This is a genomic window from Streptomyces sp. CA-251247 (assembly GCF_050952975.1).
GTDB classification, from domain to species: domain Bacteria; phylum Actinomycetota; class Actinomycetes; order Streptomycetales; family Streptomycetaceae; genus Streptomyces; species Streptomyces achmelvichensis.
In genome coordinates this window covers 3387733-3406387 of record NZ_CP191861.1, presented here as the reverse complement: position 1 = coordinate 3406387, position 18655 = coordinate 3387733, and the positions used below count along the sequence as shown (strand labels likewise).

The window sequence follows — 18655 nt, the reverse complement described above, 5'->3', positions numbered from 1 at the left end:
TAGCCATCGCCCAGAAGAGGGCCCCCTCCGTGCTTGTGCGCGGAGGGGGCCCTCAGGCCGTTTGACGGCAACGGTGACGGCAACGTCAGCGGACGACGGCTGAGCCGGGTGGGTCTTCGGGGTCGTCGTCACTCCGGCCGAGGGCCTCTCCGAGGGTGTCGATGGCCTGGCGTTGGAGGCGGAGCCGGACGTGGGCGTAGACGCCGGCGGTGACGCCGATGTGGGCGTGGCCGAGGAGTTCCTTGATGACGATGAGGTCGACGCCTTGTTCCAGGAGCAGGGTCGCGGTCGAGTGCCGGAGATCGTGGAAACGGATGGTCCGGAGTCCTGCGCTGTGGAGGAGACGGCGAAAGCGGCGGGTGAGGTTGCCGGGGTCGAGCGGCTTGCCCCTCGGGGTGGTGAAGACGAGCCCGCTGTCCATCCACCCCGTTCCGGCTGCCTGGCGCTCTTCCTCCTGCCGTTCCTGGTGGATCTTGAGGGGGTTGATGCATTCGGTCGGGAGGGCGATGCGGCGTTCGGAGGCGAGGGTCTTGGTGTGCAGGATGGTCAGGCCCTGGCTGCGGGTGCGCTGGAGGGAGCGGTGGATGGTTGCGGTGCCGCTGTCGAGGTTGAGGTCTTCCCAGTGGAGGCCGAGGAGTTCGCCTTTGCGGAGTCCGGTGCGTAGGGCGAGTTCGTACAGGGCGTGAAGCCGGTCGCTGCTGGCTGACTGGAGGAACTGCCGGGCTTCGGTGGCGCTGAGGGGCTGGAAGCGTCTGGGGCGGGGCGTGGTGGTCTTGACGTTGCGGGCGACGTTGCGCGGGAGTTCGTCCTCGCGGACGGCGTGTTCCAGGGCGGACTTGAGGACGGCGTGGACGTACGTCACGGTCAGCGGTGAGAGCCGCTTCTCGCAGCACTGGCCGATGGCGCAGCAGGACCGCCGGACGGAGTCCCGGTCCTGGGCGCAGCACTGGCAGGTGGTGCGGAGTCCGTCGAGGAAGGTGCGGACGTCGCGGGTGGTGAGCCGGGCGAGCTTCTTGACTCCGAGGCCGGGGTTGAGGTGGAGGCGGCGTAGCGGGTGTGGGTGTTCTCCCGTAGGTGGTGTACGGCGACGCCGTTCAGCCAGTACGTGAGGTATGCGCTCACGGTGCTGTCGGCCGCTGCGACGGGAAGGCCGCGGTTGCTGGCGGCGATCTTCTCGGTCAGCTTGGCCAGGGCTTCCTTGCGGGTGGTGCCGTAGACGCGGATGCGCTTGCGGGTGTTGCCGGGGGCGAGGACGTATCCGGCGGCTTCCCAGCGGCTGTCCTTGCGCTGGTAGACGGTTCCGTCGCCGTTGGCGCGGGATCGGGTGCGGGTGCGGCGGGATGAGGCGGGGCGCGGAGTGGTCATCAGGCGGCGGCTTCCTGTTCGAGGCGGGTGTGGATGAAGTCGGTGAGGGCGTGGGTGGGGATGCGGCGGGCGCGGCCGAGGGTGATCGAGGCGAGTTGCCCGGTGCGGAGGAGGTCGTAGACGGCGGAGCGGCCGAGCTGGAGGCGGGCCATGACCTGGGGCACCGTGAGCAGATCCAGGACCGGGACCGCTTCCGGGCGGAGGGCGGCAAGCGGGGGTGAGGTCATCAGCGGCCCCCTTCGGCCGTGAACTGCCGTTGCAGTTCCCTGCGGTGCCATACAGCGGCGGCGAGGAGTGCGGCGCCGGGGCTGTAACCCGAGCCGAGGTACTCCCAGTGGCCTACGACGAGCGTGGTCGTCGGGTCGGGTTCGGGAAGGCAGGCGTGGGCGCGGGCCTGTTCGGTACGCCAGGTGCGGCGGGCATCACGCAGCGCGCCGAGAGTGGTCGAGTAGGCGCGGGACTTGGTGGAGAAGTGGCCGCGGAAGCCGAGCATGTGCGCCCACTTCCAGAGCTTCAGGTGGGCGAACTCCGGCAGGCGGCCCAGTTCCCAGCAGGTGCGGATCATCTGCCGCACGTGGCGGGCGACGGCGAGCCGGGGCAACGGCCGGGCCTGCCCGGTGGCGTCGCACGCGCTGCACGGGAGCGCGGTCCCGTGGGGCAGGAGGGTTGCGCCGCGTCCCTGGCAGGGGCGGCAGAACAGGGAGCGGTCGAGAGTCCCAGAGGCGTCGGCGGACTTGGTGGCGTACTTGGCCACGTAGGCGGCCACGGCCTGGTCGCTGAATTCGGCGTCGGTGCCGAAGGCGGCGATCTCGCGCACGTCGAGCTGCTGGCCCCAGGTGAGTTCGCGTTCCCCGACCGCGTCGGAGTCGACGGAGATGCGGGCGCGCGGCGCGGCAGCGCGGATGGCGTCGGTGAGCACGGCGACGGTGGCATACGGGGGCGGGGGCTGGGTGCTGCCGTCGGGGCCGTCGAGGCGGATCACGGCGTGGAAGTGGACCAGGCCACGCTTCTGGTACTCGGCGACCTTCGCGAAGGACACCCGCAGCACGGCGCGGGCGGCCTTCTGCGTCATACCGAGCCGGGTGGCGATCTCCCGGCGCAGGTAGATCGTGAAGCGGGCCCACAAGGCTCCGGCGTGGGCGTTGAACAAGACCGCGCCCGCGTAGTCGTACGTCGCCGGATTGAGCGGCGTACCGAGCAGCGGGTCCGTGGGGTCGTGGCGGGTGCCACAGCGACAGGGCCGGGCGTCGGGACGGTTGTGGACGGGGCCGAAGGACGGGGCGGTGAGGGTGGCGAAGACGCGGGGGTGGGTGCGGACGGTGTCGGGCACGTTCTTGCCGCCGGTCAGGCCGGCGCGGATGAGGTGGTAGGTGTCGGCGGCGTAGAGGCGGGAGCAGGCCGGGCAGCGGGAGGCGCGGCGGTTGCCGCACGCAGTGAGCAGACTGCCAGCAGGTTCGTCGGAGGATGTGTAGGAGCGCAGTACCTCGCCGGTTGTGGTGTCGATGGTGGTGGTGCGGCCGGTCAGGCGGACGGGTTCGGTGCAGCCGCCGAGGCGTTCGATCTGCTGCTGTGCGCGGTCGAAGTCGGGGTGGTTGACGAGATGGAGCAGGTCCCGTACGGCGGGGCTTGCCACATGGCGCAGGTCCAGGGTGACCATTCGGGGCGTGTCCCTTCTGTTCGGGTAGGTGGCCCCGAGCAGCAACCAGCCAGGCGAGAGGGCGCGTTGGTGCTGCTCGGGGCATGACGAACCAGGCCCGTCGGGTGGGCGTGGGGTCCAGCGAGGGGGATGCGGCCGACGCGGGCCGGGGCTCAGAGCTGAGCGAGTGCGGCGGTGGCCACCGGGAGGGCGATGCCCATGCGGGTTCCGAGGTGGGCGGCGGTGATCGGTGTTCCGTGCTCGGTGCGGTGGGTGTCCGCGATGCGCCGGGCCGCGTCCAGCAGGGCGGCAGGCAGGGCCGTGCCGGAGGCGGGCCGAGTCGTTTTGGCGACGGCGACGGGCGGAGCAGCGGCCGGAGCCAGAGCGGGCTCCAGTTCCTCGGCCGAGGAGGCGGCGACGACCGGGGCGGGCGTCGGGGGCTCGGATGCGGGTGCTTCGTCGGGCACCGGTTCGGTGATGGCGGCTGCCTCCGGGTGCGGGGCGGGGGTGGTGGGCGTGTGGAACTGGGCGAGGAAGGCGGGGCCGACGTGGCCCCAGCCGAGGAGCAGGAGCGGGGCGACGGTGTCCAGGCAGGCCCGTCCGTAGCGTCCTGTTAGCAGGGGTTCGGCGGTGTTCAGCGCGAGGGTGAGCAGCCCGCACAGGTGCAGCAGCCGGGTACCGGCCCGCAGCTCCGCCTTGGACACCCCGCGCAGAGCCAGGAACCGCAGCGCGACCAGGAGCCCGACGACCGACAGGTCCACCATGGGGGCGATCAGCGGCGCGATCGGACGGGGCACACCGAGCCGCAGGGCGAGCGCCCAGACGTTGCCGAAGGAGAAGACGAAGGCCAGGGCCGCGATGACCGCCATGACCACGGTCACGGTGCGCCGGGTGAACCGTTCCTCCGCCATGATCTCAACCTCCCTTCTGGTGTGGGCGTTTCGGGATCACTTGGTGAGTGAGGGTGCAGGCGTTGACGTCCGGCCGGTCGAGAGGAGAAGGGCGTCCAGGCACAGGTCCGGGTCAGCGGTCAGGTGCGAAGTGGCTTCGGCGACGCGGGCCGCGTCGGCATCCGAGACGTAGGGGGTGCGGATGCGGGTGTAGCCGGGTCGGCCCTGCATCGCCATCACCGCAACGCCGACGTAGACGGGGTCCTGCAAGGTCACCGGGCTGGCATCAGGCCAGTTGCGGATGTCGTCACCGAGTGCGGCCACCGCGGCTTCCACGGTCTTCTGCGCGAAGGACAGCCCGATGGGGCACACGTCGCGGATGAAGGTGGGGATGGCATCGCCGGTGGTCTTCTGGCTAATCAGGACCACCAGGATGCCGACGCTGCGGCCCTTCTTGACCAGGTCCTCCACCAGCCGGGCGTTCTCCGCCGTCAACGCGGCCAAACGTTTTGTTTCGGCGTCGCTGCCCTTGTACTCGCGGAAGTACGTGTGCGCCTCATCGATGATCAGGACCGTGAGCGGCCACTCAGGAGAGGGGCCGACGTGCCACATGTTCTTCACGCCCAGTACGTCACGGATGGTCGCCGAGCGCCGCTTGCGCAGCTCCACCAGACGCTTGAACAGCGCGTTCGCCTCATCAAGGTCGTCACCGCAGAACGCGAACATCCGCTTGACCAGGTCGGCGTAGTCCCCCTCCGAGGCCCGCGACACCTTCCCGTCCGCACCCGCGATCTGCACGGCGGCCGACGGCGCGAAATCGCAGACGAACTTGTTGACCCCCGAGGTCTTGCCCGCCCCCGGGACGCCGGCCACCGTCACCCCGGGCACGTTGGCCAGGGACACGCACACCCGGGCGGCATACTCGTCCACGCCCAGCTCCCAGCGCGTCAGGTCCGTGGGAGGGTGGCCGGTGGGGCGGTGTTCGGTCGGCGTGGTCAGCGGGTCGGAGCGCACGCCCCGGATCACCACTCTGCCGGGGCCGTCCGGCAGCACGGACACCCGCGTGCACCGCCAGGCGTCCGCTAGGAACCGCGCCGACTTCTGGTACTCCTCCAGCCCGACCTGCGGCAGTGTCCGGGCCCGCACGATCACCCCGTACTGGTCGGGCTTGACCTTGATCTTCGGAGTCAGCACCCGAGGCGCGGGGCCGGGGCCATCCTTCTGGGCGGTGATCTGCGCGAGCAGGCTCGGCGTCTTGTCGGTGACCGTCAGCTTGGCCATCCGCGCGAGCCGTACCCAGCCCCAGCGCACCCGCACGGCCTGTCGCATGCTGACCCGCGTGCCCTTGTCTGCGCGGACGTAACGCACCACCGTCACCAGCAGCCACGCGCCGACCAGCACGACTGAGACCATCAGCGCAACCGTCGCGTATCCCGTGATGGCTTCCACGTCAGGCCCCCTCTTCGTGTATCAGCTGGAGCACGTGGGCCAGGTCGAGGCGGGCCGCCTGCTCCGGGCTGAGGCCGAGCAGATCGAGCACGGCTGCCGAGACAGCGAACGTGGCCTTGCCCTGAGTCCCCGGCAGGGGCCGGAGCGGAGACAACTCCCGCTCCGGCACGCGGCGTGCGAAGCGGGTCACTGGGTTGCCTCCACGGTGATCAGCTCCAGACGGGCCGCCCGGTAGGCGACGCCGTCGGAGAGCTGGCCGTTGAAGATCCGCGCCCACGGGGTCGCGAACAGCTCCACCGGCCGCACCATCGCCCCCGGCTTGAGCCCGGCCGCCAGGCCCGTCTCCGGGACGGTGATCTTCAGGACCTCGGCGCGGCCGTCCTCCATGAGCATCACGGTCACCGTGTACAGCGACGCACCGGTCTCCCGGTCGGTGGCGACCTCCCCAGTCTGCTGGTCCTTGATCTTCAGCACCGGTTCGGTGCCCGCGATACACACCGCCGACGGCAGCAGAGCAACACGGATACGGGTCATGGCCATGCCATCACATCCTTGTTCGTTGGAGTCGCTCGATCGACTCCATCATGACCATAGCGCTACAGCGATACGGATGCAACGCACGCATAGGTGGGACGGTCGATAAGGGAGGTGGTGCGGGCGTGTGCGGCAGGCGCTACGGACGCTACGGTTGGCCCATGACCCTGCCCTTGGACGACGACCCGCGGCCCCCCTACCTCCAGGCCGCCGAAGTGCTGCGGGCCGCCATCCTGAGCGGCGAGCTCCAGCCCGGTGAGCGCCTGCCGTCGGCGCGTGAGCTGCAAGAGCGGTTCGGCGTCGCCAGCTCCACGGTCCAGAACGCCCTGCGCGTTCTGCGACAGGAGGGGCTGGTCTACTCCGTCCTCGGCCGGGGCAGCTACGTCAGCCCGCCCCTTGACCAACAGGACACCGGAGAAAAGGACGGCGACGAAGACGCGGCAGGAGACGGTCCCTTCCCTCCTGGGTGGCGTTCGGCCCGCGCAGAGGACAACCGCCCCCCATTTGTCCGGACCGCGGACACCCTGCGCGAAGAGATCAAGGAAGGACTCTTCCCCCCGGGTAGCAAGCTGCCCTCCGCGCGTGAGCTGCAAGAGCGGTTCACCATCGCCAACTCCACTGCGCAGAACGCCCTTCGCCTCCTCAAGAGCGAGGGGCTGATCTACGCCGTCAAGGGGCGCGGCGTCTTCGTCCGCACCGCCCCGACACCCGGCAAGAACTACAGCTCCAAGGTCGTCCAGCACCTTCAGCGCGAGGAGGTCGAACGCCAGGCCCACAGGGCTGTCGGCGAATTCGCACATCTCGCCGACGCCGAGCTCAAAGCGCTTGCCGACCAAATCCATGACGAGCTCAACCAGACCCGCACGGCCTACCAAGCAGCGGTCGAGAAGGGCCGGAAGATCACCCGCGAACTGGCCCGCCGTGGTCAACTCGCGCCACCGCTCCACGACGATCCCGCAGCCGCCCGCAAGGAACTCGAAGAGAGACTCGCCGACGCGAAGAAGCGCCGCCAGCAGGGTCCCTGACGGACAGGCTGACAGCTCGGCCCGTGGGTGAGCTGTTCAGAGTTTCTTTACTGGATCAAGGGCGTCCCGCTGACGCGGGCCGCCGCGCCCCGGCGGTCGGTGACCGCCGCCCGCTCCTGTCTGCCGCCCCGCTGGCGACGGCCGCCGACCACTCGGCGCGCAGAGCCCGGGAGCGCAAGCCGGACCACCAATCGGAAGCCCGGTCCCGACCACTCAGCAGCAGACTGGCCGGGCACCTGAGAGGCCGCCCGGCGGGCTCGCGCCGTCCCGTACGCCCATGGTTGCTGCCTAGCTGGGGGCCGTGACGATGGAGATAGCTGAGCTGATGCCGGTGCGGGGTTGAGCGAGACACACGTGGCAGGTGATCGGTCGGCGCGCCCGCCGTCGTGGCTGACTTTCTGTGGCAGAGGCCAAAGCCTCATGACCATGGGAGCGGCACGCACGTGAGGGCCCGTCCCTGCCGGGGCTGACGACTGCGGGGGAGCCTCGATCGGCTGCGCCCGGCTGGGACGGGAGTCGGGTGGGTCAGCGCGGTGATCCGCCTGGGCGAGCGAGGCGGATCACGGCTGGCGCCAGGCGCGCCAGGGACGGGTGATGATCTCCCGGTAGGTGTGGTGGGACGGGTTCTGGCCGCAGTGCCGCAGCACCCAGTTCTGCGGTTCGGCGAAGTCCTCGCTTGTCGGCGAGGTCTCTCCGTCCACGGCGCACTGCATCGCGTACAGGACCGGCTCCGCGTCCGGCTCGCGGTCGGGCTGGAGCGTCCAGGTCTCGTAGCGCAGGACCGAGCGAGGGGTCACCGTCCCCACCTCCGGTTGGCCACGGCCACCTTCGCGCTCAATTCCTCGGCCGGGGTCGGCGGACGAACGTCTTCGGGCGGCACATCCCACTCCAAGCCACCGCACGGTGGCCGAAGTTGCACGTACGGCCCCACATGCCCCATCACCACGCCGACCTTGCCGTTCCGCCGGTCGACCACCAGGGCGCCCACACCGGGCGAGGTGGTGTGCTCGACCGCGTCAGGGTCGCGGGCCGTCATCGTGACCACCCCGGCGAGGCGGACCGCGACCAGGCATCCAGTCGCAGGGAGGGAACACAAGTGGTCGCGCTCGTGCGCACGTTGACACTCCTCGACGGCGTGGATCGTGCCCCCGGGCGTATCGGTGCCACAGGGTCGACCCCGATCCTCACGCCGGTCGCTGGGACGAAGGAACCTCCACCAAACCCCACTCCGGGACGTCCCACACCATGTAGAACGTCCCTGGTGCCGTCCCGAGACCAAGGGGGAGACTCGTGCCGAACGAGAGACTACGAGCCGTCATGGCAGCTGGAGGCTGGACGTACGCTGCTCTTGCCCAGGAAGTCGAGATCGACCCCAAGTCGGTCGAGCGCTGGGTGAACCTCGGGCGCACCCCACGCCGTGCCACCGCCCTCCAGGCGGCCAAGGCCCTGGGAGAAGACGTGCACGCACTCTGGCCGGCGCTCCGCCAGGCCCGCCCCGCCCGCGCCATCAGCCCCGAGCTGGTGGCACTCTACGAGCAGAGGGCCGACCTCCCCGTCTCGGCGTTCACCGACCTGATGGCCCAGGCCCGGGAACGGATCGACATCCTCGTCTACGCCGCCGTCTTCCTCCATGAGGCGTACCCGCGGCTGAACGAACTCCTCACCGAACGTGCCGCCGAAGGCTGCACCGTCCGCGTCGCGATCGGGGACCCCGACAGCGACACCGTCCAAGCCCGCGGCCAGGAGGAGCGGTTCGGCCACGGCATCGAATCCCGCTGCCGCCTCGCCCTCATGCACTACAGGCCACTCGCCGCCACCCCCGGCATCGAAGTCCGCACCCACGAAACCACGCTCTACAACTCCCTCTACCGCGCCGACGACCAGCAACTCGTCAACGCACACGTCTGGGGCGTCAACGCCTACGCCGCCCCCGTGTGGCATCTTCGCCGACACGAGACAGGCGGCATGTTCGACACCTACGCCGACAGCTTCGACGCCGTGTGGGCGACGGCAACCCCCGTACGAGAGGAAGGCTGACCGTGGCCCGCACCGAGTACTACGACGACCCCACCGCACCCAAGCCGAACAGCCTGGTCGTCGCCGCCTCCGCCGTCGTCACCGACGACCACGGCCGCATCCTCCTCCAGCGCCGCCGCGACAACGACCTGTGGGCACTGCCCGGCGGCGGCATGGACCTCACCGACTCCCTGCCAGGCACAGCCGTCCGCGAGGTCAAGGAAGAGACCGGCCTCGAAGTCGAGATCACCGGCCTGGTCGGCACCTACACCGACCCGAAACACATCATCGCCTACACCGACGGCGAGGTCCGCCGCCAGTTCAACGTCTGCTTCACCGCCCGCATCACCGGCGGTCAGCTGGAGATCTCCGACGAGTCCACCGAGCTCCGGTTCGTGCCGCCCGAAGAGATTGAGCAGTTGCCGATGCACCACACCCAACGACTCAGGCTCCAGCACTTCCGGGAACACCGCGAGAAGCCATACCTGGGCTGAACCGCCTGACGGCAGTAGCGACGGCAACAACCCCGCACAACCACGGACAGCCACGCACCTCACCGGACCAGCAGACCGCACTTGACCTGCGAAAAAGCAGGTCGAAGGCTTCGCGTAGCACACGTACTATGTGCTTGCAGGCCAAGTATCAGTACTCGTTCACAACTGCGACTTCGGCCCGGGCAAGGCAGACGAGAAATATGACAAGCATGTGCTGGGTCTTGACGACCACGGCAACCCGACCCGCACACCTGACATGCCGGAGTACGACTATGACGGTGGCTTCGAGCAGATGGTGGACGATGCGAAGGCTCTGATGTGTAGCGACACCTGTCCGGTTGGTGCACAAGAGACCCGACGGACTCTCAATGGGGTAACGACGATTATCCGATTGGATTCGCAAGGTCGCGTCGGCATGCGTGTTGGCAACAAGATCACGACCTACTTCAGGCCAGGGGTGAATGGGGGAAAATCGCCTCAAGAGTATTTCGACGGCGAGGCCAACAGGTAATGGTGCTGGAGTCTGGTGGGGAAGCAATGCCTGCCTGTAGAATTTCTGTACATGAATGCTGATGTGTCAGGGAGGCTGCTCGACGCCGTAAAGGCCAGCGACGAGCTTGGTGTTGAGCGTTCTCTCGCCCTTGGTGCTGATCCGAATGCGTCGCTGGGGCGGACTCATGGTTCCGCTCTGGCCTTTGCAGCCGGCAACGGTGACCTGCGCATCGTCCGCTTGTTGCTCAAGGGCGGAGCTGACATCGGAACTTCGGATCCGCGCATACTCTCGCCGCTGCGCCATGCGATCAAAGGATCCCATCCCGCGGTTACTCGGCTGCTGCTTGAACAGGGAGCGCTCGATCGGGAACCCGCTGACCCCGATGGTGTCCTTGCTGATGCCCTGAGCGCTGTTTGCCACGTGCCGCAAGCGCCGGCGTTGGAGATTGTGCGAATGCTGCTTGCCCATGGTGCTCATCCCCAGCCCGGATCGAGAGCATCCCTCGTCGGTGCGGTGGAGCTGAGGGCGGCGCCTGCGGTGGCGCGGATCCTTGTGGAGGCCGGGGACGATCCGAACCAGCGGCGTGGTGACGGTACTCCTGTGTTGGTTCTGTCCGCGCGCCGCGGAGACACTGCCGTCGTGGACCAATTGCTGCAAGCGGGGGCAGATGTTGATGCGGTCGACGCCAAGGGGTGGACAGCTCTGATGCATGCAGTCGAACGCGATGAGCAGGATGTCGTGAGCGTCCTCCTTCTTGCTGGTGCGGACATCGAGAAGGCAAATGCCGACGGCGTGACGGCCAAGGAACTTGCCAAGGGTTGGCAGCGGAAAAGAATCCGGATTCTGCTGGGTGAACGCGTCGTCGGAATGGACCATGCTCAGATCCCTCGAAGCGTGATGGGCATCCGCGCTACTGGCTACAGACTCGCAGGCGACCACGGCACATTCGGACGATGGGCCCAAGTGCTTGGGCACGCTGTGAAGGACCTCGGTAGCGAGGAGTGGGAGACGCATACGGGAAGAAGCGTGGATAGTGCCATCGCTCTCGTACGGCGCTTCAGTGGCGAACCGCAGCCAGTACCCAATGCTTCCTGGTATGCGCTGGATGTTACTGCTGATGAGCTTTCAATTCTCAGGGCCGCGTTGCTTGAGCTCGCGTACGGCAGTCCGGGAGCGATGCCCGTTGACGTGAGTCGGGACGAGATCATAGATATGTACGAGGAACTCGACCGCCGGATAAATTGATCGAAGCGTGCGACGTACTGCAGGGCGTGGCATCCGGCGAGTGGCGGTACTGAGAACTTCGCGCTCGACGGCTGACTGGCCAGAGTGAAGCGAGACATGACAGCCGGCGAAGCACCGGAGGCGATTCCGGTCGACCCGGCGCTGTACCCGGATGTCGCCGACACGGGCGGTCTTGTCTCCGCGCTGTACCGCGAGGCGTCCGGGCAGGGATTGGAGCTCGGTCCTCTCGTGGCCGGTGCTCAACCGGGCGCTCTGGTGCGGGCCAAGGCCGTGACCGGCCGGGGGACGTTCCTGGTTGCCGCCGACCGCGACACCGAGCGTGCCTTCGACATCACCGTGTGGGCCCCTGGCGTACATCTCGGGACGGGGAGTACCGGAGATCTCGCTGCAGCGGCGGCTGCTGTGCATGACTGGCAGTCGGGCAGACCGGTCGGCGAGATGGCTGCGGCCTGGCCGTTCATCGACTTCGACCGGCTTGCCGAGGCGCACGTGGAAGGCCGTGCGGTCATCACAGCGTGGCGACTGATGCGCGAGCGTGATCCGGGCGTCAGACTCGCCGATCCGGAACTTACCGAGGCCGCGTACGCCGAACCACGACTGCGCGTGCTGTTCCCGTTTCCCACCCACGGCGGGCTCCAGTTCAGCGGCACCACGCGTGATCCGTACACCCACGACATGCCGAGCATCGAACCGCTGCGGGACGGCTGGCGCGTACGCGGTGCGGACGCATCGACGCTCGGTGATGTGCCTACGGCGGCGGCTGCGGTGGCACTGGTTGTGGCGCATCTGCCCGATGGATGCGGACCGGCGGTGGAGGGCCGCTTGCCGGAAGGGTAGGTCTGGTGGTGGTCGTCAGTCGAAGACCAAGGGGCCGATTTCCTGCTGCGCAAGATCGATCAGGAGACTCAGCCCCCGGCCCTGCACCGGTGCTTCGGGCGCTCCCAGCGCATCAGGGTTGTCGTCAGGATGCTCGGCGAGATCGCCCAGTGCGGCGACGATCGCCACTTCGTGGTCCGCAGCCAGGGCAGAAGCCAAGGCGAGCGTAGCGGCGCGAGGAGCCACAGGCTGTTCGGCCTGCGGGCGTCCGATCTGAGAAACCCGGTCGGTAGCCGTGCAGGCAGCGGCCAACACGGCAAGCGCGAGCCGCACAACCTCGGGCTCGTCCTCCCAGTCGGCGAACAGGCTCGCAGCCGCCTCTTGGACAGCCTCACGGACCTGTGCGAGAAGCACCATGTCGGCATTCGCGTACCCGTCGGGGTCTATCGCGGCATCGCGTTGCCCGATCGTCCCCGCCTCGGCCAGGGTCACGATGAGCGCGGCCCGGACTGCGGGGCTGACGAGCTTGTCATCGGCTAGCTCCGCCAAGAGCAGCGCCTGGTGCGCGGTGTTGCCGTCCTTCACCCCTTGGAGCAACTGATCGAAGAGCTCACCCAACAGCTCCGATCATCGTCGAAGGTATCCATCTCCTCATCCAGCTACTGCGTCATCGAGGCCGGCACGGATTGGTTCCCGGCAGCGCGTTGCGTGATGACAACTCGCAACCGCTGCAGGAGCGGCGTGTGTGGGTGATCATGTGTACCAACTGCCAGTGGTGGCACTCTGTTTGGCGTAGAGAGGGAATTCGGCATCGACGCGGAGACTATCTGCCGAGGGTGGACCGAGTTCGGTCCACCGACATGGAGCGGCTCACGGAACCATGCCAGGGTTGACCGATTCGAGAGGCGGACAGGGTGAGAGCCGCGTCTCGGCGACCGGTGAGGGCGTCGCTGCTCGAACTGGAGCGTCACGACTGGCCGGTTCTGCGCTGCGGATGCCGGGAATCGGGCGCCCACCTCCCGGAGACCTTCTCCAGACTCCTCGAAGCCAGGACGATCGAGGAGACCGTGGGCTACAGGCTGGACGGCCACCTCGAAGAGCAGTCGATGCTCTTCGAGGTGGCACCCCACGCGGTCCCGGTGATACTGGCGGCGCTCCACGAAGACCTGCCTGCGTTCGTCAGAAGTCACTTCCTGACGGTGCTCTGGCGACTGGTGACGGGAGAGTCGCACCGCAGTGAGGCGGAGGCCGGCTCTCCCGATCTCGAGGAGGAGTGTTGCGCGAGGGCTCGGGAGGGCATCTGGCTGCTCTACCACGAAGCGGCATCCGGGGACGTCGAGACGGCGCTGGACATCCTGGAGTTCGTCGATCCCGACGAGGCCCGGTTCGAAGCCTTCCGGTCCGCCCTCCAGGATCGGCTGAAGAGGAAGCGGTCGTAGGTGATGCAAGCGGACCGGTCACGCCTGCACTGAGGGGCCGCATCGGGCTGGTCCTCGACACCTCTTCGCAGCTGTCGCTCGGGATCTGGTCCGTGCGCAGCATGTGTTCGCTTCGTGCAACCTCGCTGTACTCCCGCTGCACGAACGTCGTGGGCCGGCGGATCTGTACGAGAAGACGGAGGTTCGATCAGGTGGAGTCCCATCTGCTGCGGGTGGTCGCGCTGTTGGAGGATGCGTTTCCGGACGGGCTGGACGAAGCCGACGTCGCACCGCTCCTGGTCGTGCTTTCGGAAGGCGTGTCCGAGGAGAACGTGGGGATCACAGCGGGAGCGTTCCTGCGGATTCACGAGGCCGAGGCCACGTGGCTGGCGGTCGAGGCGCTGAGGGCCGCCGCAAACCGCGTGCGGCGGGCTCGGGTCGAGGCGCTGCGGGCGCGCATGGTGTCTCACGGGTGGGACCCGGACGAGGACTGATCTCGTTTCGATGGTTGGAGTGCCGGGAGGCCTGTGGTGCCAGTCTCGAGACGTTCCGGTCGCCGCTCAGGGCCGGTTGAGTGGGACGAACCCGATCTCGGAGGATCCGTCAGACCGGGCCTCTCCCGACTCCCCGCCTCCCGCCGCTGTCACCTTGCACGTCGCCATCACCTGGAGGTCCGCAGTGAGCACCCATGACGAGCTGAACCGGCGCGCCGAGGACGGCGACGTTCCCGCCATGCTCGAGCTCGCCGCGGCCTCCGCTGATCTCCCGGACCGCGTGAACTGGTTTCTGCGTGCCGCCCAAGCCGGTGATGCCACGGCGAGTGATCAACTCATCGCCTGCCGACCAGAGTTGGAGGCACGGGCCGTCGGCGGGGACGTGGAGTGCCAGAGCGTCCTGGGCGGGGTTCTGCTGGCCCGGGACGAGGATCCCGGCCGCGCCGCGAGCTGGTTCCGTCGTGCGGCCGAGGCGGGCCACAACGAAGCACGGCGCAGTCTCGGCTACCTTCTCGTCGAGGGCGCGGGCGTGCCGAAGGACGTGACAGGCGCCGAGAGACTCTTCCGGGCTGCCGCGGACGAGGGCGATGTGCTCGCGCAGTACAACCTCGCCGTACTTCTGCTGGACGAGATCCCCCGGCCCGTGGACCTGAACGAGGTCGTTCCCCTCCTCGAGTCGGCCGCGCAGGCCGGAATCGAGGAGGCGGCGACGCGGCTCGGTGACGAACTCGACGCCGTGGGGGACGAGGCGGGCGCGCTGCGGTGGTACGAGGTCGCCGCCGAGGGCGGGCACATCGGTGCCATGTTCGCCGTCGGCAGCCGGTACCGGGACGGTGTCGGCGTGCAGGCGGACAGCGTCCAGGCGGTCAGGTGGTTCCTCGGCATGCTGGACATGCCCAGCTTCGACGGCGTCCACGAGATCTTGTCGATGGCGCCTTCGTTGACCGACGAGCAGATACGTCGTGGCGGGCGGCTCGCCGGCCGGGACGACGAGGCGGAGAAGATCATTGAGATGCGCGCCTCATCGTCCTGAGAGTCGTTCCGAGCCTTCACACACAAGCAGAGGACGAGTTACATGAGTGCCCCACCCGAGCTGTCGCGCCTCATCGCCCTCTGCCCCCCACCCGCCGCGCCTCCGCCGCGGGTGGAGCGGGGCCTCATCCCTGTCCCTTCGGCACACACAGAACTGCTCGCGGTCTACGGCGTCGGCTGCTTCGACGACTTCCTGTCCATCTACGGAAACGGTGTCGGCAACACCTATCTCGACATCTCGGACAGCACAGTGCGGTCCACAAAGATCCTCGCCGGCAAGGAGATCACCGAACTGCGCGCGCAGCTCGATACCTTCGGGGCCCGTCCCGAGGACCTCATCCAGTGGGGTGGGACCACCAACGCCGACTGGCTGTTCTGGATTCCGATCGGTGAGCCCGGGGTGTGGCCCACGGTCATCGTGGAGGCGGGACAGCTCGCGTTCGCCGTCCTGCACAGGTCGTCCCCCGGGGTGCTCCTGGACGTGCTTTCCAGGACCTGGAGCACCCCGATCTTCCCGGACGACTTTCCCGACGACTGCCCTGCATTCGAGCCCTACCGAGCCTGACCTTCGGCCGGGGGGTACATCCCCGGACAGCACGGCCCGCCGCCCTCTCCTGATCCGAGCGCATCGCGCACCCGGATCCGCTGCCGAATCGTTGGTCGAACCAGTGGCCCAGACCCCCTGGACTGCCTACCATCGATCACCGCAGGACTTTGTGCACCGCCGCACAATCACGCCGGGAGGCTCCCTTGCACCGCCGTCGTCGTACCGCGATCACCGTCTCCGCCGCGCTTCTCGTCGCCGCGCCGCTTCTTGCCGGCTGCGGGAACGAGGCTCACCCCGGCGCCGCCGCCGTCGTCGGTGGGGAGCGGATCGACGTGTCCACCGTCCAGGCGAAGGTGAAGGACGTCCGCACCGCGCAGCAGGGCTCCCCGCAGTCGGCCCAGCTCATCAAGGAGAGCGGGCAGCTCAGCCGGGCCAAGCTCTACGACCTCATCGTCGAGCAGGTCGTCGAGCGCGCCGCGAAGGACGCGGGGGTGCGTGTCAGCCGCAAGGAGATCCAGGACGGGCGGGCCGCCCTCGTGCAGCAGTCCGGTGGGGAGGAGCAGCTCGCCGCCATGTATCTGCAGCAGCGCGGTGTCGCTCCGGGCCAGGTCGACGACGTCGTCCGCCGCGACCTCCTCGTCAGCAAGCTCGCCGCCTCGCTCGGCGCCGGCAACACCCCCGAGGGCCAGCAGAAACTGAACGACGCCTTCAGCGCCGCCGCCACCGAGCTGGACATCGACGTCAACCCGCGCTTCGGCGTCTGGGACAACAAGAAGCTCGAGCTCGGCGACTACAAGGCGCCCTGGATCGCCCAGGTCACCAAGGCGCAGGAGCCCGTCGAGACGGGTGCGTAGCGGGGGGTAGGTTCGAGGGGTGACCACACACACCCCTTCTCCCGGCCGCATCGTCCTGCTCACCGCCAGCCATCGCGTCGCCCCCGGACTGCTGTCCTGGCCCGCCTGGCAGACGCTGCAGGCGGCCGACCGGGTGCTGTGCGCCGATGCCTCGCACCCGCAGCTGCCCTACCTCCGCGAGGCCGGTGTCGCCGTGGAGATCGCCGCGCCGAGCGCCGAGGAGCTCCTCGCCGCCTGCGAGGGCGGCGCCACCGTCGTGGTCGTGCCCGCCGGTGAGGGGGACCAGGCGCTGACCGACGGGCTCGCCCGGCTCGCCGGCTCGGGCCGGGTGCAGATGCCGGACCTGGAGCTGCTGCCCGGCTCGTACGACCTCCCGGGCGCGCGGCTGCTCGATCTGGTGCAGGTCATGGACCGCATCCGTATCGAGTGCCCGTGGTCGTCGCAGCAGACCCACCGCGGTCTCGCGAAGTACGGGATCGAGGAGGCGTACGAACTCGTCGAGGCGATCGAGGAGGGGGACCGGGACGAGCTGCGCGAGGAGCTCGGGGACGTCCTGCTCCAGGTGATCTTCCATGCGCGCATCGCGCAGGAGGGCAGCGAGGAGGACGGCGCCGAGCCGTTCTCGATCGACGACGTCGCCGGCACGATCGTCGAGAAGCTGATCCACCGGCATCCGCATGTCTTCGGCGACGAGAAGGCCGAGACCCCGGAGGACGTGAAGGAGCACTGGCTCCGCACGAAGGCGATCGAGAAGCAGCGCGACTCGGTGACCGACGGCGTACCGCTCGGCCAGCCGGGCCTGGCGCTCGCGGCCAAGCTGGCGTCCCGGGTGCGGACGGCGGGGCTCGACGTACCGCTCCCGTCCGGCGACGGAATCGGCTACGAGCTGCTGGCCGCGGCCGTCCGTGCCGAGGCGGCCGGGGTCGACCCGGAGGCCGCGCTGCGTGCCGCCGCCCGCGTCTACCGGGACGAGATCAAGGCCGTCGAGCGGTGACCGACCGGCCCGAGCTGTTCACCTGGGAGTTCGCCACCGACCCCTATCCCGCGTACGCCTGGCTGCGCGAGCACGCGCCCGTGCACCGCACCCGGCTGCCCAGCGGGGTGGAGGCGTGGCTCGTGACCCGGTACGCCGATGCCAAGCAGGCTCTCGCCGACCAGCGGCTGTCGAAGAATCCCGCGCACCACGACGAGCCCGCGCACGCGAAGGGGAAGACGGGGATTCCCGGCGAGCGCAAGGCCGAGCTGATGACGCATCTGCTCAATATCGACCCGCCCGACCACACCCGGCTGCGGCGGCTCGTCTCCAAGGCGTTCACCCCGCGGCGCGTCGCCGAATTCGCGCCGCGTGTTCAACAGTTGACCGATCAGCTCATCGACGGCTTCGTGGAAAAGGGGGAGGCGGACCTCATCCACGAGTTCGCCTTTCCGCTCCCCATCTACGCCATCTGCGATCTGCTCGGTGTCCCGCCGGAGGACCAGGACGACTTCCGGGACTGGGCGGGCATGATGATCCGTCACGGGGGCGGTCCGCGCGGAGGTGTCGCGCGGTCGGTGAAGAAGATGCGGGGGTATCTCGCCGAGCTGATCCACCGCAAGCGCGAGGATCCCGGCGACGATCTGATCTCCGGGCTGATCCGGGCGAGCGACCACGGCGAGCACCTCACCGAGAACGAGGCCGCCGCGATGGCCTTCATCCTGCTGTTCGCCGGTTTCGAGACAACGGTGAACCTCATCGGGAACGGTGTGTACGCGCTGCTGCGCCACCCGGAGCAGCGCGAGCGGCTGCAGGCCTCCCTCGCCGCCGGCGAGAGCGCGCTGCTGGAGACGGGCGTGGAGGAACTCCTGCGCTACGACGGCCCCGTGGAGCTCGCCACCTGGCGCTTCGCCACGGAGTCCCTCGTCATCGGCGGCCAGGAGATCGCGGCGGGCGACCCGGTGCTCGTGGTGCTCGCGGCCGCCGACCGGGACCCGGAGCGGTTCACGGACCCCGATGCGCTCGACCTCTCCCGGCGCGACAACCAGCACCTCGGTTACGGGCACGGCATCCACTACTGCCTCGGCGCACCGCTGGCCCGGTTGGAGGGCCAGACCGCGATCGCCACGCTGCTCCGGAGAATGCCGGACTTGCGGCTTGCGGGCGATCCGGCCGATTTGCGCTGGCGTGGGGGTCTCATTATGCGTGGATTGCGAAGTCTGCCCGTTGAGTTCACACCTGGGCACAGCTGACGATCCGTCAAGACTGTGACTTTCACGTGATCTCCGCTGCATCGACTTGTGACACACGATCGAATCCGGCTACTTTCACGGTCGTCTCAGAAGACATCAGTTGTTATCTGTAGTCACTCGA

22 protein-coding genes and 1 pseudogene are annotated in these 18655 nt (G+C 68.6%); 13 read left to right on the top strand and 10 right to left on the bottom strand.

What is annotated here, in order from left to right; all coding sequences use genetic code 11:
* Window positions 1–85: 85 nt before the first annotated feature.
* From ACQPWZ_RS14920 to ACQPWZ_RS14890, 7 genes and pseudogenes are all read right to left on the bottom strand, one after another.
* A pseudogene (locus tag ACQPWZ_RS14920) lies at window positions 86–1365 on the bottom strand (tyrosine-type recombinase/integrase).
* Complete coding sequence (locus ACQPWZ_RS14915; protein WP_433571573.1) at window positions 1365–1592, bottom strand: helix-turn-helix domain-containing protein; 228 nt, start codon at window positions 1590–1592, stop codon at window positions 1365–1367. The pseudogene ACQPWZ_RS14920 and the gene ACQPWZ_RS14915 overlap by 1 nt, the downstream one beginning before the upstream one ends.
* The gene (locus ACQPWZ_RS14910) at window positions 1592–3022 is read right to left on the bottom strand and encodes a replication initiator (protein WP_433571572.1); all 1431 of its coding nucleotides are present in this window, start codon (window positions 3020–3022) and stop codon (window positions 1592–1594) included. Before ACQPWZ_RS14910 ends, ACQPWZ_RS14915 begins: the two co-directional genes overlap by 1 nt.
* Window positions 3023–3174: 152 nt before the next feature.
* A complete protein-coding gene (locus ACQPWZ_RS14905) occupies window positions 3175–3912 on the bottom strand; it encodes a DUF2637 domain-containing protein (protein WP_433571571.1) in 738 nt (245 codons plus the stop codon).
* 36 nt (window positions 3913–3948) lie between these two features.
* Window positions 3949–5340: an FtsK/SpoIIIE domain-containing protein gene (locus ACQPWZ_RS14900; RefSeq protein ID WP_433571570.1), complete on the bottom strand. Its 1392-nt coding sequence runs from the start codon at window positions 5338–5340 to the stop codon at window positions 3949–3951.
* A gap of 1 nt (window position 5341) precedes the next feature.
* Window positions 5342–5530, bottom strand: a complete 189-nt coding sequence (locus tag ACQPWZ_RS14895; RefSeq protein WP_433571569.1) for a hypothetical protein — start codon at window positions 5528–5530, stop codon at window positions 5342–5344.
* Window positions 5527–5880: a hypothetical protein gene (locus tag ACQPWZ_RS14890; RefSeq protein WP_251416331.1), complete on the bottom strand. Its 354-nt coding sequence runs from the start codon at window positions 5878–5880 to the stop codon at window positions 5527–5529. The genes ACQPWZ_RS14895 and ACQPWZ_RS14890 overlap by 4 nt, the downstream gene beginning before the upstream one ends.
* A gap of 155 nt (window positions 5881–6035) precedes the next feature.
* Here ACQPWZ_RS14890 and ACQPWZ_RS14885 point away from each other — a divergent pair, with 155 nt between their 5' ends.
* Window positions 6036–6899 (top strand): GntR family transcriptional regulator, encoded by an 864-nt coding sequence (locus ACQPWZ_RS14885; protein ID WP_433571568.1) that lies wholly within the window; start codon window positions 6036–6038, stop codon window positions 6897–6899.
* A gap of 560 nt (window positions 6900–7459) precedes the next feature.
* Here the strand turns inward: ACQPWZ_RS14885 and ACQPWZ_RS14880 are convergent.
* Both ACQPWZ_RS14880 and ACQPWZ_RS14875 read right to left on the bottom strand, forming a co-directional pair.
* Complete coding sequence (locus tag ACQPWZ_RS14880; protein WP_336552384.1) at window positions 7460–7705, bottom strand: hypothetical protein; 246 nt, start codon at window positions 7703–7705, stop codon at window positions 7460–7462.
* Complete coding sequence (locus tag ACQPWZ_RS14875; protein ID WP_433571567.1) at window positions 7693–7935, bottom strand: hypothetical protein; 243 nt, start codon at window positions 7933–7935, stop codon at window positions 7693–7695. The genes ACQPWZ_RS14880 and ACQPWZ_RS14875 overlap by 13 nt, the downstream gene beginning before the upstream one ends.
* 281 nt (window positions 7936–8216) lie before the next feature.
* Here ACQPWZ_RS14875 and ACQPWZ_RS14870 point away from each other — a divergent pair, with 281 nt between their 5' ends.
* From ACQPWZ_RS14870 to ACQPWZ_RS14850, 5 genes are all read left to right on the top strand, one after another.
* The gene (locus tag ACQPWZ_RS14870; protein WP_336552456.1) at window positions 8217–8936 is read left to right on the top strand and encodes an XRE family transcriptional regulator; all 720 of its coding nucleotides are present in this window, start codon (window positions 8217–8219) and stop codon (window positions 8934–8936) included.
* A gap of 2 nt (window positions 8937–8938) precedes the next feature.
* Window positions 8939–9409 carry an NUDIX domain-containing protein gene (locus ACQPWZ_RS14865; RefSeq protein ID WP_433571566.1) on the top strand — a complete coding sequence of 157 codons (471 nt, stop codon included), beginning with the start codon at window positions 8939–8941 and terminating at the stop codon, window positions 9407–9409.
* A 130-nt stretch (window positions 9410–9539) separates the two neighbouring features.
* Window positions 9540–9920, top strand: coding sequence for a hypothetical protein (locus ACQPWZ_RS14860; protein ID WP_433571565.1), 381 nt, complete (start codon window positions 9540–9542; stop codon window positions 9918–9920).
* 51 nt (window positions 9921–9971) lie between these two features.
* Window positions 9972–11147 carry an ankyrin repeat domain-containing protein gene (locus ACQPWZ_RS14855; RefSeq protein ID WP_433571564.1) on the top strand — a complete coding sequence of 392 codons (1176 nt, stop codon included), beginning with the start codon at window positions 9972–9974 and terminating at the stop codon, window positions 11145–11147.
* A gap of 96 nt (window positions 11148–11243) precedes the next feature.
* Window positions 11244–11984, top strand: coding sequence for a DUF6193 family natural product biosynthesis protein (locus tag ACQPWZ_RS14850; RefSeq protein WP_433571563.1), 741 nt, complete (start codon window positions 11244–11246; stop codon window positions 11982–11984).
* A gap of 15 nt (window positions 11985–11999) precedes the next feature.
* Here ACQPWZ_RS14850 and ACQPWZ_RS14845 read toward each other — a convergent pair whose 3' ends face one another.
* Window positions 12000–12581 (bottom strand): hypothetical protein, encoded by a 582-nt coding sequence (locus ACQPWZ_RS14845; protein ID WP_433571562.1) that lies wholly within the window; start codon window positions 12579–12581, stop codon window positions 12000–12002.
* 320 nt (window positions 12582–12901) lie between these two features.
* Between ACQPWZ_RS14845 and ACQPWZ_RS14840 the strand changes: the two genes are divergently transcribed.
* From ACQPWZ_RS14840 to ACQPWZ_RS14810, 7 genes are all read left to right on the top strand, one after another.
* A complete protein-coding gene (locus tag ACQPWZ_RS14840) occupies window positions 12902–13402 on the top strand; it encodes a hypothetical protein (RefSeq protein ID WP_433571561.1) in 501 nt (166 codons plus the stop codon).
* Between the two features lie 191 nt (window positions 13403–13593).
* The gene (locus ACQPWZ_RS14835) at window positions 13594–13875 is read left to right on the top strand and encodes a hypothetical protein (RefSeq protein ID WP_433571560.1); all 282 of its coding nucleotides are present in this window, start codon (window positions 13594–13596) and stop codon (window positions 13873–13875) included.
* Between the two features lie 184 nt (window positions 13876–14059).
* On the top strand, window positions 14060–14908 hold the full coding sequence (locus ACQPWZ_RS14830) for a tetratricopeptide repeat protein (RefSeq protein WP_433571559.1): 849 nt from the start codon (window positions 14060–14062) through the stop codon (window positions 14906–14908).
* 42 nt (window positions 14909–14950) lie between these two features.
* On the top strand, window positions 14951–15472 hold the full coding sequence (locus ACQPWZ_RS14825; protein ID WP_433571558.1) for a hypothetical protein: 522 nt from the start codon (window positions 14951–14953) through the stop codon (window positions 15470–15472).
* 185 nt (window positions 15473–15657) lie between these two features.
* Entirely contained in the window at window positions 15658–16308 is a 651-nt protein-coding gene (locus ACQPWZ_RS14820; protein ID WP_433571557.1) for a SurA N-terminal domain-containing protein, read from the top strand.
* Between the two features lie 19 nt (window positions 16309–16327).
* On the top strand, window positions 16328–17302 hold the full coding sequence (locus tag ACQPWZ_RS14815) for a nucleoside triphosphate pyrophosphohydrolase (RefSeq protein ID WP_340473512.1): 975 nt from the start codon (window positions 16328–16330) through the stop codon (window positions 17300–17302).
* A complete protein-coding gene (locus ACQPWZ_RS14810; protein ID WP_433571556.1) occupies window positions 17299–18534 on the top strand; it encodes a cytochrome P450 family protein in 1236 nt (411 codons plus the stop codon). The genes ACQPWZ_RS14815 and ACQPWZ_RS14810 overlap by 4 nt, the downstream gene beginning before the upstream one ends.
* The last annotated feature ends 121 nt before the right edge of the window (window positions 18535–18655 follow it).

What these genes read in the sequence shown, in the direction of transcription:
- ACQPWZ_RS14825 (WP_433571558.1), top strand. Translation starts at nt 14,951, where the DNA reads ATGAGTGCCCCACCCGAGCTGTCGCGCCTCATCGCCCTCTGCCCCCCA.
- ACQPWZ_RS14890 (WP_251416331.1), bottom strand. Translation starts at nt 5,880, where the DNA reads ATGGCCATGACCCGTATCCGTGTTGCTCTGCTGCCGTCGGCGGTGTGT.
- ACQPWZ_RS14905 (WP_433571571.1), bottom strand. Translation starts at nt 3,912, where the DNA reads ATGGCGGAGGAACGGTTCACCCGGCGCACCGTGACCGTGGTCATGGCG.
- ACQPWZ_RS14915 (WP_433571573.1), bottom strand. Translation starts at nt 1,592, where the DNA reads ATGACCTCACCCCCGCTTGCCGCCCTCCGCCCGGAAGCGGTCCCGGTC.
- ACQPWZ_RS14875 (WP_433571567.1), bottom strand. Translation starts at nt 7,935, where the DNA reads ATGACGGCCCGCGACCCTGACGCGGTCGAGCACACCACCTCGCCCGGT.
- ACQPWZ_RS14885 (WP_433571568.1), top strand. Translation starts at nt 6,036, where the DNA reads ATGACCCTGCCCTTGGACGACGACCCGCGGCCCCCCTACCTCCAGGCC.
- ACQPWZ_RS14870 (WP_336552456.1), top strand. Translation starts at nt 8,217, where the DNA reads ATGGCAGCTGGAGGCTGGACGTACGCTGCTCTTGCCCAGGAAGTCGAG.
- ACQPWZ_RS14855 (WP_433571564.1), top strand. Translation starts at nt 9,972, where the DNA reads ATGAATGCTGATGTGTCAGGGAGGCTGCTCGACGCCGTAAAGGCCAGC.
- ACQPWZ_RS14850 (WP_433571563.1), top strand. Translation starts at nt 11,244, where the DNA reads ATGACAGCCGGCGAAGCACCGGAGGCGATTCCGGTCGACCCGGCGCTG.
- ACQPWZ_RS14910 (WP_433571572.1), bottom strand. Translation starts at nt 3,022, where the DNA reads ATGGTCACCCTGGACCTGCGCCATGTGGCAAGCCCCGCCGTACGGGAC.